At 35.0% G+C, this 16,171-nt stretch carries 13 protein-coding genes; 8 read left to right on the forward strand and 5 right to left on the reverse strand.

Annotation, left to right across the window (positions count from 1 at the left end; genetic code table 11):
• Positions 1 to 152 precede the first annotated feature (152 nt).
• The 8 genes from BQ5209_RS06605 to amtB all read left to right on the forward strand — a co-directional run bounded on the left by BQ5209_RS06605 (position 153) and on the right by amtB (position 10,076).
• Entirely contained in the window at positions 153 to 941 is a 789-nt protein-coding gene (locus BQ5209_RS06605) for a TOBE domain-containing protein (protein WP_085247754.1), read from the forward strand.
• 15 nt (positions 942 to 956) lie between these two features.
• Positions 957 to 2,417: a molybdate ABC transporter ATP-binding protein ModF gene (gene modF, locus BQ5209_RS06610; protein ID WP_085247755.1), complete on the forward strand. Its 1,461-nt coding sequence runs from the start codon at positions 957 to 959 to the stop codon at positions 2,415 to 2,417.
• A gap of 395 nt (positions 2,418 to 2,812) precedes the next feature.
• Positions 2,813 to 4,816, forward strand: coding sequence for an excinuclease ABC subunit UvrB (gene uvrB, locus BQ5209_RS06615; protein ID WP_085247756.1), 2,004 nt, complete (start codon positions 2,813 to 2,815; stop codon positions 4,814 to 4,816).
• A gap of 237 nt (positions 4,817 to 5,053) precedes the next feature.
• Entirely contained in the window at positions 5,054 to 5,554 is a 501-nt protein-coding gene (gene purE / locus BQ5209_RS06620; RefSeq protein ID WP_085247757.1) for a 5-(carboxyamino)imidazole ribonucleotide mutase, read from the forward strand.
• A gap of 1 nt (position 5,555) precedes the next feature.
• Entirely contained in the window at positions 5,556 to 6,629 is a 1,074-nt protein-coding gene (gene purK, locus BQ5209_RS06625; RefSeq protein WP_085247836.1) for a 5-(carboxyamino)imidazole ribonucleotide synthase, read from the forward strand.
• Positions 6,630 to 6,674: 45 nt separating this feature from the next.
• A complete protein-coding gene (dgt, locus tag BQ5209_RS06630; RefSeq protein ID WP_085247758.1) occupies positions 6,675 to 8,165 on the forward strand; it encodes a dGTPase in 1,491 nt (496 codons plus the stop codon).
• A gap of 270 nt (positions 8,166 to 8,435) precedes the next feature.
• Positions 8,436 to 8,774: a P-II family nitrogen regulator gene (gene glnK, locus BQ5209_RS06635; RefSeq protein WP_085247759.1), complete on the forward strand. Its 339-nt coding sequence runs from the start codon at positions 8,436 to 8,438 to the stop codon at positions 8,772 to 8,774.
• A 21-nt stretch (positions 8,775 to 8,795) separates the two neighbouring features.
• Positions 8,796 to 10,076 (forward strand): ammonium transporter AmtB, encoded by a 1,281-nt coding sequence (gene amtB / locus BQ5209_RS06640; protein WP_085247760.1) that lies wholly within the window; start codon positions 8,796 to 8,798, stop codon positions 10,074 to 10,076.
• Positions 10,077 to 10,201: 125 nt separating this feature from the next.
• Here amtB and BQ5209_RS06645 read toward each other — a convergent pair whose 3' ends face one another.
• From BQ5209_RS06645 to fdhD, 5 genes are all read right to left on the reverse strand, one after another.
• A complete protein-coding gene (locus BQ5209_RS06645) occupies positions 10,202 to 10,678 on the reverse strand; it encodes a hypothetical protein (RefSeq protein WP_085247761.1) in 477 nt (158 codons plus the stop codon).
• Between the two features lie 1,060 nt (positions 10,679 to 11,738).
• Entirely contained in the window at positions 11,739 to 12,674 is a 936-nt protein-coding gene (locus tag BQ5209_RS06650; RefSeq protein WP_085247762.1) for an EamA family transporter, read from the reverse strand.
• A 175-nt stretch (positions 12,675 to 12,849) separates the two neighbouring features.
• On the reverse strand, positions 12,850 to 14,088 hold the full coding sequence (locus tag BQ5209_RS06655) for a nucleoside permease (RefSeq protein WP_085247763.1): 1,239 nt from the start codon (positions 14,086 to 14,088) through the stop codon (positions 12,850 to 12,852).
• A 57-nt stretch (positions 14,089 to 14,145) separates the two neighbouring features.
• On the reverse strand, positions 14,146 to 14,964 hold the full coding sequence (locus BQ5209_RS06660; protein WP_085247764.1) for a purine-nucleoside phosphorylase: 819 nt from the start codon (positions 14,962 to 14,964) through the stop codon (positions 14,146 to 14,148).
• Positions 14,965 to 15,251: 287 nt separating this feature from the next.
• Entirely contained in the window at positions 15,252 to 16,058 is an 807-nt protein-coding gene (gene fdhD / locus BQ5209_RS06665; protein ID WP_085247765.1) for a formate dehydrogenase accessory sulfurtransferase FdhD, read from the reverse strand.
• Positions 16,059 to 16,171: the final 113 nt, after the last annotated feature.

The raw sequence follows: 16,171 nt of genomic DNA on the forward strand, positions 1-16,171 counted from the left end.
ATATTAGCAAAATTTATTTATAAAGTACAATTAAACTGATGACACGGAGTAATCAATAAGATTTGTTGCATATTTTGATGTAATGCTAAAAAGCGTCTACAATAAACACTCTTATCTCCTCCCAATTGGTTGGTCCTGCATGGTGTTAAATTATGTTGTCTCCTGAAATTTTATTGACATTGAATATTCAACAACAGTTATTTACTGATCCACGGCGTATTGCGCTGTTAAAAGCAATTGAACAAACCGGATCATTAAGTCAGGCTGCCAAGCAAATTGGCGTTAGTTATAAAACAGCGTGGGATGCTATCAATGAAATTAACAAATTAGCACCTAATCCTTTTTTAATTACCGTAATTGGTGGCAAAAATGGTGGAGGCACAAAGCTCAGTGCTTATGCTGTTAGGTTCATTCAACTTTATGATCTATTAACTCAGTTGCAACAAAATGCATTTAACATACTGAGTGATGACAAAGTCCCATTAGATGATATTTTGAAAACCACTGCAAGATTGTCATTGCAAACTAGTGCTCGAAATCAGTTATATGGCACAGTTAAGCAAATTCACACAAGTGATGTTGCTGGTTTTATTACTGTACTGCTCAGTGATAACCAAACTGAGTTAACAGCGTACATAACTCAGCCAAGTATTGAACGGTTAAAGTTGAGTACTGATAAAACAGTCTTGTTGCTAATTAAAACCCCTCTGATTGAATGGGTAAATACAAAAGAGAATGCGAATGAAAATCTCTTGTCGGTTACCGTTGAAAAGATCACAACAGATGGTAAATGGAGTGAAATTGCTTTTTCATTATCTTCTGGCATCGTACTTTATGCTAGCAAATTAGCCAAAGAAGTTGAACAAGCCACTCTAACTGTAGGTAAACAAACTAAGTTATGTATTAATCCACAACATATTATTGTTGCAACATTAGTTTAGCAATATGAGGTTATCATGCTACAAATAAAAAACGCACAGTTTAAAATTAGTGATTACCAAGGTTTTATCATTGAATCGTTGGTAATCAAGCAAGGGGGGCATGTCGCTTTTGTGGGGCGTAATGGTAGTGGTAAATCTATACTAGTTAAAGCGTTGGCTGGTGAGCAAACATTATTATCTGGCAACGTTATTAATCAATTTAAATCCATAGCTCATATATCGTTTGAACAGTTACAAAAACTGATTGATGATGAATGGAAGCGTAATAATACAGACCTGCTAAGCGAAGGTGAAAATGATACTGGATTAACCACTGAGCAAATCATTCAAGAAAATAATTTTAATCAAGTGCTTTGTCAACAATTAGCAACACAGCTTGGAATTAAACACCTATTAACCAAACGCTTCAAATATCTGTCAACCGGTGAAACACGTAAAGCCTTAATCTGCCGAGTTTTGATGCAGCATCCTGATTTTCTGATATTAGATGAGCCTTTTGATGGTTTAGATGTGGCATCTCGTGCAAATTTAGCAAAAATACTTGCGGACCTTGCTAAGCAGGGTATCACTATGGTCCTTGTTTTAAATCGATTTAATGAAATTCCTGATTTTATCGAAAATATTGGTATATTAGCTGATTGCCAACTATTGAAAATTGATACAAAGAACACAATATTAAACGATGCAACAATTAAGCAATTAGCAAATTTAGAAAATATTCTTAATAAGCCATTACCAGAAGCAGACGAATCACCCACGCAATTAGTGGATCAATTAGATCGAGTCACATTAAATAATGGCTATGTTTATTATGATGATAAAGCAATAATTAATGGATTAACATGGCAAGTCAAAGCCAAACAAAATTGGCACATTATTGGACCTAATGGTGCTGGGAAATCAACATTATTAAGTTTAATCACTGGTGATCACCCACAAGGGTATAGCAATGAGCTTACTTTATTTGGTCATAAACGTGGTTCGGGTGAAACGATTTGGGATATTAAACGCCATATTGGTTATGTCAGTAGTAGTTTACATTTGGATTACCGCGTTAGTTCTAGTGTTAAAACAGTGCTATTGTCTGGCTATTTTGATTCGATTGGTATCTATCAAACTACCAGTGATAGACAAGCTAAATTGGCAGATGAATGGCTACAGTTATTAGGTTTGCAAGCGCAAGCGGATAAACCTTTTCAATCACTCTCTTGGGGACAACAACGATTAGTGTTGATTGCCAGAGCTTTGGTCAAACATCCAACGTTGCTTATTTTAGATGAGCCCTTGCAAGGACTCGATCATCTTAATCGAGAATTAGTAAAATGTTGGATAGATCGTTTAATTAGAGAAGGGCATACGCAGTTGCTATTTGTATCTCATCATGCAGAAGACGCACCAAAATGCATCACTCATCGATTAATATTTGTCCGCAACTGTGATGGTAGCTATCAATATCAAGTTGAAGAGTTAAGTTAAATGATTAGTTAAATCTATTAAATGTTGAATTAACAATAGAAATAAACGTCGAAACAAAAGGAATTTTTTTTTGAAAATTTATCTTGATAATTGAAAAAAGTTTATAAAGGCTATACTTATGAAGTTATCCCCGTTACCTGTGGATAACTCTGTGAGTAGTTTATTGAAAAAAGTGCTAACCTCAGTCTATATCTGGATTTTTCTTGATTTGATTGCAACTTAATCATTAAATTAATTTTTGTTTTATATCAATATGTTACTATAAATCAAGCCGTAAATTAACTGTCTTTTTTATAATTTAGAAAGGCAACTGAACGAAAAATAGAAGATTTCTAAAGGTCAAGTCCTTTTGGGGATAATTTTTATTAATAGGTAAAATATTAGGTTGAGATGTAATGAAAAAATTTAAATTATGTTCCGAATTTAAGCCTGCGGGTGATCAACCTGAAGCAATAAAAAAAATTAATCAAAATCTTGAAGATGGGATTGCTCATCAAACGTTATTGGGTGTAACAGGATCAGGTAAAACCTTTACCATGGCAAATGTCATTGCTAAGCATAATCGACCGACAATTATTTTAGCGCCTAATAAAACATTAGCCGCTCAGTTATATGGCGAAATGAAGGCTTTTTTCCCTGAAAATGCGGTTGAATATTTCGTATCTTATTATGATTACTATCAGCCCGAATCTTATGTACCTTCAACCGATACATTTATTGAAAAAGATGCCTCAATTAATGAGCATATAGAACAGATGCGTCTTTCAGCCACTAAATCGCTACTAGAACGGCGCGATGTGGTAATTGTAGCTTCGGTATCGGCCATTTATGGTTTAGGCGCACCAGAAACCTATATGTCGATGATATTGCATTTAACAAAAGGCACTATAACTGATCAGCGTTCAATCTTAACGCGCTTGGCCGAATTGCAATACACGCGTAATGAAATAAACTTTAGCCGTGGTACATTTCGTGTTCGGGGGGATGTAATAGACATCTTTCCTGCTGATTCAGATGAACTTGCTGTGCGTGTAGAGTTATTTGATGATGAAGTCGATCGTATCGTCATGTTCGATCCACTTACAGGTAATAGCGTAAATGAAGTATCGCGGATCACAATCTATCCAAAAACGCACTATGTAACGCCAAGAAACATTATGGAAAATGCCATTGCGCAAATTAAACAAGAGCTTAAAGAACGTCAAAAAGTATTGTTAGATAATAATCGCCTACTAGAAGAACAACGTTTAACTCAGCGAACACTTTTTGATATTGAAATGATGACCGAACTGGGTTATTGCTCAGGGATCGAAAACTACTCGCGCTTTTTGGCTCAGCGTAATCCAGGCGATCCGCCAGCAACGTTATTTGATTACTTACCGCCAGACGGATTATTATTTATTGATGAATCGCATGTAGCTATTCCACAACTTGGGGCAATGTATAACGGTGACCGTTCACGTAAACTTAATCTGGTTGAATACGGTTTTCGTTTACCATCAGCGTTAGATAATAGACCTTTAAAGTTTTCAGAATTTGAAAAAATTATGCCACAAACCATTTATGTGTCAGCAACACCTGCCAAATACGAAATTGAGAAATCAGGTAACGAAATTATTGAACAAGTGGTTAGACCTACCGGACTATTAGATCCTATTATTGAAATTCGGCCGGTAGCTACACAGGTTGATGATCTGTTATCTGAAATCAAAATTCGCATGAATAGTGACGAGCGTGTATTGGTGACCACACTCACTAAACGTATGGCAGAAAATTTAACTGATTATTTGTCAGAACATGATGTTAAAGTCAAATATTTGCATTCAGATATCAACACGGTCGAACGAATGGAAATTATTCGAGATTTACGTTTAGGAAAAGTCGATGTGCTTGTAGGGATTAACTTACTACGAGAAGGTTTAGATATACCTGAAGTTTCTCTAATAGCAATATTAGATGCTGATCGCGAAGGTTTTTTGCGTTCTGAAAGTTCCCTAATTCAAACCGTAGGGCGGGCCGCTCGAAACGTGAATGGTAAAGCGATATTATATGCTGATAGAATTACCCCTGCTATGCAAAAAACAATTGACGAAACTGCTCGCCGTCGTCAAAAACAAGAAGACTTTAATGCAGCACATGGCATCACGCCGAAATCAGTACGCAAAGAAATTAAAGATGTATTAGAAGCTGGTTTAAGTACCAAGAAATCAACAGCTAAAGTACAAGCGTTTGAACCAGGTAAACCGTATCAGTATGTATCTGTTAAAGATGTACAGGAAAAAGTGAAAGAGCTTGAAGCAATGATGTATGAAGCGGCTAAAAATCTTGAATTTGAAAAAGCGGGTGTACTTCGGGATGAAATAAAAAAATTGCGTGCTGATTTTATTAAAGTGTCTTAATGGCTCACCTAACAAGAAGTATCAGGTCGAAATTACAATTATGGTTGCAGTAAAAGCTTAACTTTTACATTACCGCCGGTACTAGTCGGCGGTATAACCTTGATTATTTACTTTATTCTAATAGCTAACAACATTAAGTGTTTTTATTGCCAAGAGATAAAAACCTTACTATCCCAATCCCCTAAATTTTAGTGTATACTTTACATACATCCCATTTTAATTATTCAAATATTTGTTATGCATACTCAACCTAAAATTGCCATTGTAATGGGGTCTAAAAGTGATTGGGCTACCATGCAACACGCTGCAGATGTCCTTGATGCATTGACTATTTCCTACCATGTTGAAATCATTTCAGCTCACCGTACACCGGATAAGTTATTTCGCTTTGCTGAAGATGCTAAGCAAAAAGGTTTTAATGTGATCATCGCTGGTGCCGGTGGTGCGGCTCATTTACCTGGCATGTTAGCGGCTAAAACACTCGTTCCTGTGTTAGGTGTTCCTGTACAAAGTGCTGCACTAAGTGGGGTAGATAGCCTCTATTCTATTGTACAAATGCCGAAAGGGATTCCAGTTGGCTGTTTAGCAATAGGTAAATCAGGCGCAGCTAATGCAGCATTGCTTGCTGCACAGATCCTCGCTTTACATGATAAAACGGTTTATCAACGCTTATCAACATGGCGACTAACTCAAACTGATGATGTATTAAATCATCCTGATCCAAGAGTGAATGCATAATATGAAACTTAAATCCGTTTGTGTACTTGGTAACGGACAATTAGGACGAATGCTTAAGCAAGCTGGCGAACCATTAGGTATAAAAGTCTACCCAGTTGGACTCGATGTTCATCCGAAAGACATTCCATATCAACAGTCGGTAATAACAGCTGAAATTGAACGATGGTCAGATACCCCCTTTACACAAATTTTAGCTAAGCATCCTCATTTTATTAATCGAGATGTTTTTCCGGTTATTGCTGACCGTTTAACGCAAAAACAGCTGTTGGATGAGCTTGGTTTACCTACAGCTAAATGGTTTGTGCTAAATCAATCTCAAGATTGGTCAAAGCTATTTAGTGAACTTGGTAATCTATTAATTGTTAAACGTAGAACTGGCGGATATGACGGAAAAGGACAATGGCGTATAGCAATGAACGATCCAATAATTGTACCGGATGATATTTACCAGAACGCAATTGTTGAACAGGCCATTCCATTTGAAAAAGAGATGTCATTAGTCGGAGCCCGTAATACAAAAGGTGAAATGGTATTTTATCCGCTTACCAATAACTTACACCAAGATGGTATCTTAAAAATAAGTGTTGCTAAGCCAAGCGAAGCCCCAATATTGCAAACACGCGCGGAACAGATGCTGTCTGCTATTATGCATAAATTGAATTATATTGGCGTAATGGCAATGGAGTGCTTTATTGTTGGTGACGAGTTACTGATCAACGAGCTTGCACCTCGAGTACATAATAGCGGTCATTGGACACAAAATGGTGCCTCTATAAGCCAATTTGAACTACACCTTCGCGCAATATTGGGACTGCCACTACCTAAGCCTGATGTATTTACTACCTCAGTTATGGTTAATTTAATTGGTACAGATTTGAATTTCAATTGGTTAGCCATTGATTTAGTGCACTTACATTGGTATGAAAAAGAAGTCCGCATAGGACGTAAAGTTGGGCATTTAAACATAACACATAACCAATCTAACAGATTATTGAAAGCATTAGATGAACTATTACCGTTATTGCCTAATTATTATCAAAAAAGTGTTGCATGGGCAAAACAAAAATTACAGTAATTTAGTTAGTTAAACCAATTAAGGCGATTAAATTAAGGATATGGCATGATCGATTTTGGCAAAAAAATAAATTATAAGCGTTACGCTAGCAAACAGCGTGAACCACTGTCTGATGAGTACTCCATAGTACGTTGTTTTGAAAGTGATCGTGGGCGCATCATAAACTCAGCCGCCATCCGTCGTCTACAACAAAAAACGCAAGTTTTTCCATTAGAACGTAATTCAGTGGTTAGAACGCGGCTTACTCACTCTATGGAAGTACAACAAGTCGGGCGATACATTGTCAAAGAAATCATCTATCGCCTAGTTAAAGCTGGGAAATTAAAAAAATATGGGCTTGATAATTATGTCATGGCGATAGAAAGTTTAGTTGAAATGGCTTGTTTAATGCACGATATTGGTAATCCTCCATTTGGTCATTTTGGTGAGGCCGCTATCAATAAATGGTTTACACAGCGCTTAGGTCTTGGTAAATCAACAGATTATCCAGCGCTAGAAATCCATGATAACGATGATGACAAAATAAAAGAAATTAAAACCAAAATTCGCCAAGATCTATCAAATTTTGAAGGTAACGCGCAAGCAATTCGTTTAGTTCATACCATCTTACGTCTAAATTTAACTTATTCACAAATTGCCTCGATTCTTAAATATTCTAAACCAGCTTATTGGTCCAGTCAGGTGCCCGCTGAATTTTCTTACTTAATGAAAAAACCGGGCTATTATTTATCAGAAGAGCTATTTGTAAAAGAACTGTCTAAACAGCTTGATATTAAACCGTTTCATCGTTATCCATTAACCTATATTATGGAAGCAGCTGACGATATCTCATACTGTATTGCTGATCTGGAAGATGCTGTTGAAAAGAAAATTCTAACAGTAAAACAGCTTTACACTTATCTAGCAGAAGCATGGGGTCCAATTAAAAAAGGTGATTTGTTTGACACAGTGGTTAAACGCCCTTATGAAAACCTAACACAGAATGAATTTGATGCAATTGGTATCGATCAGTTTTTTATGTATCTGCGTGTTAATACGATAGCTAGATTGGTACCACATGCAGCTGAGCGCGTTATTGAAAATATTGAAGCCATTTACTGTGGCTCGTTTAATCATGCCTTACTTGAAGATAATGGCGCAGAATATAAATTACTTAATATTTTTAAGACAGTTGGCTTTAAACATGTGTTTAATCATGAGTCGGTCGAAAATATCGAACTTCAAGGATACCGAATTATTAGCGGATTGCTCGATATTTATAGCCCACTGCTTGATATGCCTACCGATGATTTTTTAAAATTGGTTGAGGACAAATATCACAAGGACTATCTTATTGAAACGCGCTTATATCATAAATTATCTTCAAAACATTGCGTTGCTTATGAGCACGCAGTTAGCAAACTGAAGTCATCAGATGAAGCAAATTTTGCTTGCATGGAATTTTATTACCGATGTCGCTTACTACAAGATTATATTAGCGGCATGACAGATCACTTTGCTTATGACGAGTATCGCAAGTTAATGGTGACATTCTAACGCATATTAACTGATTACAATGGTTAGGCACTAATATTACGCATTGGCACCAAATTAGTGCGCGACTAAATAACAATATATCAAAGCAATCCGTCATTATTTTGCTCTTTCATCTGTCAAACTAAACGACTGAACTTAAATTTTATAACGGCTACCTTTTATCTTTTCTCATAAATTCATCTTGAATAACTAGCTTTAATTCGAGTTATCATTTCTTGGCACACTCTTTGCAATGTTTACCTTGTATCTCATATTTATTAGGAGCGAAGGATGAAATTAGTCACTGTAGTTATAAAGCCTTTCAAATTAGAAGAAGTTCGAGAGGCCTTATCCGATATAGGTGTTACTGGATTAACTGTCACGGAGGTCAAAGGTTTTGGACGACAAAAAGGTCATGCTGAACTGTACCGTGGTGCCGAATATAATGTCAATTTTCTACCTAAAGTTAAAATTGATTTAGCCATTAGTGATGATCAACTTGACGAGGTCATTAGTACCGTGGCTAAAGCAGCACATACGGGCAAAATTGGCGATGGCAAAATTTTTGTTACCTCACTTGAGCATGTCGTGCGCATACGTACAGGTGAAACCGATGACTCAGCGCTTTGATTTATTGTAAAGGATATAACTATGTTGAAAAAAATTATTTTGCCTTTAGTTGCTTTGTTTTCATATCCAGCCTTTGCAAGTCAGATCACCATAGTTGATAAAGCAGATAATGCATTTATGATGATCTGCACTGCTTTAGTGCTCTTTATGTCTGTACCTGGTATTGCTTTATTTTATGGTGGTTTATTGCGTGCTAAAAACGTGTTATCGATGTTAACACAAGTGCTGGTAACCTTTTCGCTTATTGCTGTGTTATGGATTGCTTATGGCTATTCACTTGCTTTTGGTGAAGGTAACTGGTTTTATGGCAATTTTAACAACTTTTTATTAACGGGTATTGGGATTACCGATGTTTCAGAATCGATTTATGAACTCATTTGGGTGGCATTCCAAGGATCATTTGCTTGTATTACCTGTTGTTTAATTCCTGGTGCCTTTGCCGAACGGATGCGCTTTTCTGCTGTATTAATCTTTATGGTGTTATGGTTTACATTTTCGTATATTCCCATGGCACACATGGTGTGGGGTGGCGGAATTTTAGGTGATGAAGGCGCGCTCGATTTTGCGGGGGGGACAGTTGTGCATATTAACGCTGCGATTGCTGGAATAGTCGGCGCTTATTTAATTAAAAATCGTATTGGTTATAATCGTGAACCACTAAAACCATTTAACTTGCCTTATGTTTATCTTGGCGCAGCAATTCTTTATATTGGTTGGTTTGGTTTTAACGCAGGCTCATCAACACATGCTGATGAGATCGCAGGTTTAGCTTTCATTAATACAGTTGCTGCAACTGCAGCTGCAGTTTTAGCATGGACATTAGCTGAATGGTTTTTACGAGGCAAGCCATCATGCCTTGGTTCTGCATCAGGTGTCATAGCGGGATTAGTTGGTGTAACACCAGCTGCTGGGCTTGTTGGTGTAGGTGGAGCTATGTTAATTGGGTTTATTTGTGGTTTGGCTGGTGTTTGGGGCGTATCAACACTCAAAAGAATTCTAAAAGTTGATGATACCTGTGATGTATTTGGCGTACATGGCGTATGTGGTATTGTGGGCTGTATATTAACTGGTATATTTGCAGCAGAATCATTAGGAGGTGTTGGCTATGGGGAAGGTATCACAATGGCAACTCAAGTAGGAATACAATTGATGAGCGTTGTTACTTGCGTGATTTGGACTGCTGTGGTGGCTTATATAGCTTATAAAATTGCTGATATATGTGTTGGCTTGCGTGTTTCGGAAGAACATGAACGAGAAGGTCTAGATATAAACAGCCATGGTGAAAGTGCTTTTAATAGTTAATCGTTAAGTAAACTTATCATTAATTAACCATTACTATAAGAAGAAATGACTTAAACTAAAAATAATTTACAGGGATGACCCCTGTAAATTATGGCTTTTATTAATTATTGTTAAAAACATCTTTTTTAATCATCCCAAAGCATAATTGCATTATCTTCAGTTAAGATTAAAGGTGGAGCAAAAAGGTACTCTTTTACTTTTGTCGGTAAAACTTGCATATCATTAAAATTAAATTGTAATTCAGGATAAACATTAGCGATTTCTTTTATCCGAGTATTTATTAATTCCTTTACTTTATTTGACTCTTTGGCAATGGCGATGTCGTCTTTTAACATGCCAATTTGTTTTTTATGGTGTTCTGACTCAAATATCTCATGAAAGATAAAAGAAAACCCGCCTTTATTATTGCCCTTGTGCATATCATGATACTCTCTATATTCAGAATGGTGTAATTTAAGTTCCTTAACACGCAAAGCGATAATCTCATCAATATGATCAGTATAATAATTTAATGTTGGATCTAAATAAGCAAGTGTTCTGTGCTCAGGTATTGAATCGTTACTATGTACTAAGGTAAATAAAGGTTTTTTATATGTCTTCATTCTGTAATTTCCTTTTTAATTAAGATAAAAAGGTAATAAGGCCTCCAATGAAGAAAACGAATATTACTTTTTTATGTAAAATGTTTCAGGTTAACATAATGCTTAAATATAAAAATAAACAAAAATTCAAATGGTTAATGATATTTTCATTAGATATTCAAATTAATTTAAATTTCAAAGCACACAAGCTTAAAACATAAAATACCATTAGAAACGGCTACTTTCAGAAAAATAGTTAGATTGTAAATAGTCTTATTTACTTATAAGTCTTGTCTAAAGGCTAATACGGGATGTTATCAATACAGCAAGACGTTTTACTTAATACTAGAAAAACATCTCAATAAGCGAATAACCAACTATTTTAAATAGTGAACTAATACTATTTCACAGTAGCTATATTTCTATAAGACACATTTAATTTTGGAAAGTTCAATAATATTGCTAGATTTAATTTTTTTTGTAAAAATTTTTCCTAAAATCTTACTGATAAATGCGCAGTAAGATTGATGAGTGTACCATAATAATTTTTAATATATTTGACTATTAAAGCTATTTACACTATTCAAGCTATTAAAAATAGTGCGAATTATCGAATTATTTGAATTTTAAGTAAACCTTAATAAGGTTAGCTATATTTATCAGACGACCATAGATATAGCGATGATAGATTTAATTTTCAACACCTTTATTATCATTACTTTATTCCTTTTGCAATTTTAGCCAATAAAATTCGATAATGATTATTATCAACTAAGATAAAAAGGATACTTTATATCACTTTTTGCTAAATAATAAATACGCTAAGTTATTAGCATTTTTTGTTAAGTATTTTGTAAGTAATTAATAATGAACTTCTAGGGCATTAGATTGATTCAACGATGTGAACATAACTCAAGAATATTTAAAATTAAGCAGAACAAATTCCAAATTTGTTTGTAAATGTCAGTTTGATTGACTTAAATAGAGTGAATGTGAGCCTCAATTACTTTTGAACTGAAATTATCAAAAATAAAATAAAGAAAAAGGTAGGAGGGGATTGCTCCTACCCAATAATCTACAATTAAGCAGTTTTTTTGATATGTTTTAAGTTAGATAAAGCAATTGCGAGTAATATGATAATCACCCCAATCCATTGGGTAAAATAGACTGCTTCATGCAAATAAAAAAACGAACATGTCACAGCAACAGGTAATTCAGCAGCTGAAAGAATCGCACTTAATGAAATACCAATTTTAGGAATTCCAATTGAAAATAAAAAAGGTGGCAATACCGTTCCAAGTAATGCTAATAAAAATCCTAATTGATACAGTTTATCGTTAATATCAAGTTTGAAGAAAAACAAAGGTGGAAAAATTAAAAATGTAATAAAACATGCACCAGTAATCATCAATGCGCTTTTTTCAAGTTTAGGTAATTCATTACCAATATTGCTGCTAGTACTAATAAAGAGCGAATACATTAGTGCAGCTAAAAAACCAAAAAAACAACCTTTTAAATTTAAAGTAATATCTTGGTTAAACATGCCAGCAGCCAAGCTACTACCCAATATAATTACAATTACTGTTGCAAGTTGAATAATCGTAGGTTTATTTTTAAAAATAACAAAATCGATAATGATGCTAATCCACAAATATTGCATTAATAAAATGATCGCAATTGATGCAGGTACTAACTGAACGCATTGATAATAACAAATACCTACTAATCCAGGAAAGAGACCAACGACGCAAACTTTCCATTTCTTTGTTGATTCAGGACTTTGAGTTGTCGATGTTGCTAATTGCGTGTTAGTTGATGCAGATACTTTGGGTTTGTGTATAGCTTTAACAATAAAATGAATACTCCACAACATTAGCATACCTAAAAAACACTGGATACCTGTAACTTCTCCTAATGTATAGCCCGCTTTATAAGCTGTTTTTACAATTGAAGATAGCACACCAAAACTGCATGCGCCTAGAAAAACCAGAAAACCACCTAAAAAATTATCTTTCATATCAAAATCTCATTACACTAAAAAATAACATTGTCGAAAATTATCGACACAAAAACACAATAAAAGTCTTCAGGAGTGGTTATTTCAAACACCCTGAAAACTTTTTAACAAGTTAAATTAAATAATTAAGCGATAAGTAATATTTTAAAATCGATTAATTTAAATGGATTAGTCATTATCCAGCTGAATTGCTGTTAGTATGGTCATAATTAAATGAATAATAAAAAACAATGCCTAACACAAGTGCATATGATGCAAAAATTAGCCAAATTGTTTGCCAATCTTTGTTGCCATCATGTGTACACATGTCAACAACAATACCACTTAAAATTGAGCCAAAATATGCGCCAATACCATTAACCATTGTCATAAATAGCCCTTGAGCGCTGGCTCTAATATCTGAATTGACCTCTTTTTCAATAAAAATAGAGCCTGAAATATTAAAGAAATCAAATGCACACCCATAGACAATCATTGAAAGCATTAGCAGCACAAATCCAAGAGGTGTTGGATCGCCAAATGCAAATAAACCAAATCTTAGCGTCCAGGCAATTAAGCTTATCATTATGACTTTTTTGATGCCAAATTTTTTGAGAAAAAATGGGATAGTCAAGATAAAGACAACTTCAGCCATTTGCGAAACAGATAATAAGATAGCTGGGTAATGTACAATCAAACTATCTTTAAATTCTGGAATTTTACCAAAATCATGCAAAAAAGCGCCACCGAAAGTATTAGTAATTTGTAATATTGCGCCAAGTAACATAGCAAAAAGAAAAAATACTGCCATGACTGGTTTTTTGAATAACACAAAAGCATCTAACCCTAAATAAGAAATCCAAGACTGTTTTTGACTTCTAGATACAGCTATATTGGGTAATGTTGCACTATAAATCACAAGTAATACTGAAGCAGCACAAGCAACATAAAGCTGAGCATTGCTCAACTCGAATTTGCATAAGCTAACAGTCCACATTGCGATAATAAAGCCTACTGTGCCAAATACTCGTATTTTAGGAAAGACAGCGACAGTATCTAAGTTTGCTGTATCTAAGCAGTGATAACTAATTGAGTTAGATAAGGCAATAGTTGGCATAAATGCTAACGCATTGGCTAACATCACCCAAAATAAAATGGCTGAATTAGTTACCGATGCGGCATAAAAAAGCGCAATAGCACAAACAGAATGACAAAATAGATAAAGATATTTAGCTTGCAAAAACTTATCGGCAATGATGCCAATAATAAATGGTGTAATTAATGCAGCTAACCCTTTAGTACTAAAAATCATCGATACTTCAACACCTGAAAAGTGTAATGTATTAAATAGATAAGCACCAAAAGTGGCTAGCCAACTTCCCCAAATAAAATATTGGAAAAACATCATTATTTTTAATCTATTTTTTATGTTCATTGTTTATTCCTAAAATAAAGTGAACTTTTTATAGAAAATCAAATATAAATATATCGCTTAAAAACGTTCAATCGTTTTTGTAATAAGTTGTAAAAAGGTTGCTTTAACGCGTTCTGCCGTTTCAATGACTTCTTCGTGCCCTAATGGTTGATCTAAAATGCCACAAGCCATATTGGTTAAGCACGAAATGCCAATGGTTTTAATGCCTGAATGGTGCGCTATAATTGCTTCCGGTACGGTTGACATACCCACTGCATCAGCACCTAACACGCGAATCATTCTAATTTCGGCGGGTGTTTCATAAGTTGGACCTGTCCACCAAGCATAAACACCTTGTTGTAAGTTAATATTAAGTTCTTTAGCTACATCCATTACGGTTGAACGCAATTGCTTGTTATAAAGTTCACTCACATCTAAAAAACGCACACCTAAATCAGGATTATTTGGTCCAATGAGCGGGTTATTAGCAGTAAGATTGATGTGATCAGTAATGAGCATTAAATCACCCGGTTTAAAACTGGTATTGACTGCACCACATGCATTGGTAATGATTAATTTTTCAACGCCAAGCATCTTCATCACACGAACAGGAAAAGTTACTTGATCTAATGAAAATCCTTCATAATAGTGAAAGCGTCCTTTCATTGCCACGACGGTTTTGTTACCGCATTTGCCAATAACTAATTCATTAGCATGACCTACCGCTGCTGATTTGGCAAAATGTGGAATAGTGTCATAAGGGATATGAATCGCATCTTCAAGTGTATCGGCAAAAGGCCCTAAACCTGAACCTAGAATAATCCCAATAGTTGGTTTTTGGTCCGTGTGTTTTTGAATATAGTTAGCGGCTTGTTGAATATCAGAAGTTTGATGCATGATAGTATCCTTTCAAAAAATTAAATGTTACAAAGTAAAACAGGATGAATAAATAAACAGTTTTAACCGATTAATTAGTTCAGTTAGACAATAAACTTATAAAATAATTAAAAAAAGTAATTTATGCTATATGATGTATATTATGAAGATTTTCGTTTAATAAAGAAAGATACGAATTGCGATATCTTAAAATCAATTAAATAATGAGTTTTTTTATTTTTATTATTCAATTTATTAAGTTGAAAATTAATTTGACCAATTAATATAGGGTAATCCTAAAATTGCCATTAAGATAGACGATCATCGCCAGAATAGATTACCCCTTTATCGCCTCTAAAAAATCCCAATAAAGTTAAATGGCACTGTTTAGCCAAATCAACGGCCATTGAGGTTGCAGCCGAAACCGCTAACAAAAATTCCACCCCACATTTGGCCGTTTTTTGCACCATTTCGTAGCTGGCGCGGCTTGATACCAACACCACACCATGTTGATATTTAGGATTATTTGGCAATTGCATAGCTCTAAAACCAAGCAGTTTATCTAATGCGACATGCCGGCCGATATCTTCAAATCCCGCCATAAACTGTCCTTTCAAATCTAGCCACACAGCCGCATGAGTGCAACCCGTTTGTTGACCCACATGTTGAACTTGCGATAAGGCATTTAAGCTGTCACTAAAATCCGCTAACTTAATTTGATTTATTCTTGGCAAAGAGGGAATGGCTTGGCAGACTTGATCTATCTGTTCAGTACCACAGATACCACAACCTGTGCGTCCTGTTAAATTACGGCGTTTTTCTTTCAGTTCACTAAAACGTCGCGATGAAAGCTCAAGGTGGACTTCTACGCCTTTGGGGGTGTCAATAACATCAATGCCATAAATATCATTAACCGATTGAATAATATTTTCAGTTAACGAAAATCCCATTGCAAAATAGTGTAAATCTTTGGGGGTAGCCATCATCACGACATGCGAAATTCCGTTATAAATTAACGCAACAGGCTTTTCGATAGCGATCACATCAGATTGAGAACTTTGTAATTCACTATTTTTAAATTTGTGTACTAAAATTGATTCAATACCGATCGCCATTATTTGTCTCTTGTTAATTGGGTTGTAATTAAAACTACTATATAAGCACAAGCTCAAACTCAAACGTGAATAAACCTAACAAACGTTAACGCCGTGTAAGATTCTATCAATGG

The organism is Gilliamella mensalis, assembly GCF_900103085.1.
Classification (GTDB): Bacteria; Pseudomonadota; Gammaproteobacteria; order Enterobacterales; family Orbaceae; genus Gilliamella; species Gilliamella mensalis.

What these genes read in the sequence shown, in the direction of transcription:
- BQ5209_RS06660 (WP_085247764.1), bottom strand. Translation starts at nt 14,964, where the DNA reads ATGCATCAAACTTCTGATATTCAACAAGCCGCTAACTATATTCAAAAA.
- BQ5209_RS06645 (WP_085247761.1), bottom strand. Translation starts at nt 10,678, where the DNA reads ATGAAGACATATAAAAAACCTTTATTTACCTTAGTACATAGTAACGAT.
- BQ5209_RS06655 (WP_085247763.1), bottom strand. Translation starts at nt 14,088, where the DNA reads ATGAACATAAAAAATAGATTAAAAATAATGATGTTTTTCCAATATTTT.
- modF (WP_085247755.1), top strand. Translation starts at nt 957, where the DNA reads ATGCTACAAATAAAAAACGCACAGTTTAAAATTAGTGATTACCAAGGT.
- glnK (WP_085247759.1), top strand. Translation starts at nt 8,436, where the DNA reads ATGAAATTAGTCACTGTAGTTATAAAGCCTTTCAAATTAGAAGAAGTT.
- uvrB (WP_085247756.1), top strand. Translation starts at nt 2,813, where the DNA reads ATGAAAAAATTTAAATTATGTTCCGAATTTAAGCCTGCGGGTGATCAA.
- dgt (WP_085247758.1), top strand. Translation starts at nt 6,675, where the DNA reads ATGATCGATTTTGGCAAAAAAATAAATTATAAGCGTTACGCTAGCAAA.
- BQ5209_RS06650 (WP_085247762.1), bottom strand. Translation starts at nt 12,674, where the DNA reads ATGAAAGATAATTTTTTAGGTGGTTTTCTGGTTTTTCTAGGCGCATGC.
- purE (WP_085247757.1), top strand. Translation starts at nt 5,054, where the DNA reads ATGCATACTCAACCTAAAATTGCCATTGTAATGGGGTCTAAAAGTGAT.
- BQ5209_RS06605 (WP_085247754.1), top strand. Translation starts at nt 153, where the DNA reads ATGTTGTCTCCTGAAATTTTATTGACATTGAATATTCAACAACAGTTA.
- purK (WP_085247836.1), top strand. Translation starts at nt 5,556, where the DNA reads ATGAAACTTAAATCCGTTTGTGTACTTGGTAACGGACAATTAGGACGA.
- fdhD (WP_085247765.1), bottom strand. Translation starts at nt 16,058, where the DNA reads ATGGCGATCGGTATTGAATCAATTTTAGTACACAAATTTAAAAATAGT.
- amtB (WP_085247760.1), top strand. Translation starts at nt 8,796, where the DNA reads ATGTTGAAAAAAATTATTTTGCCTTTAGTTGCTTTGTTTTCATATCCA.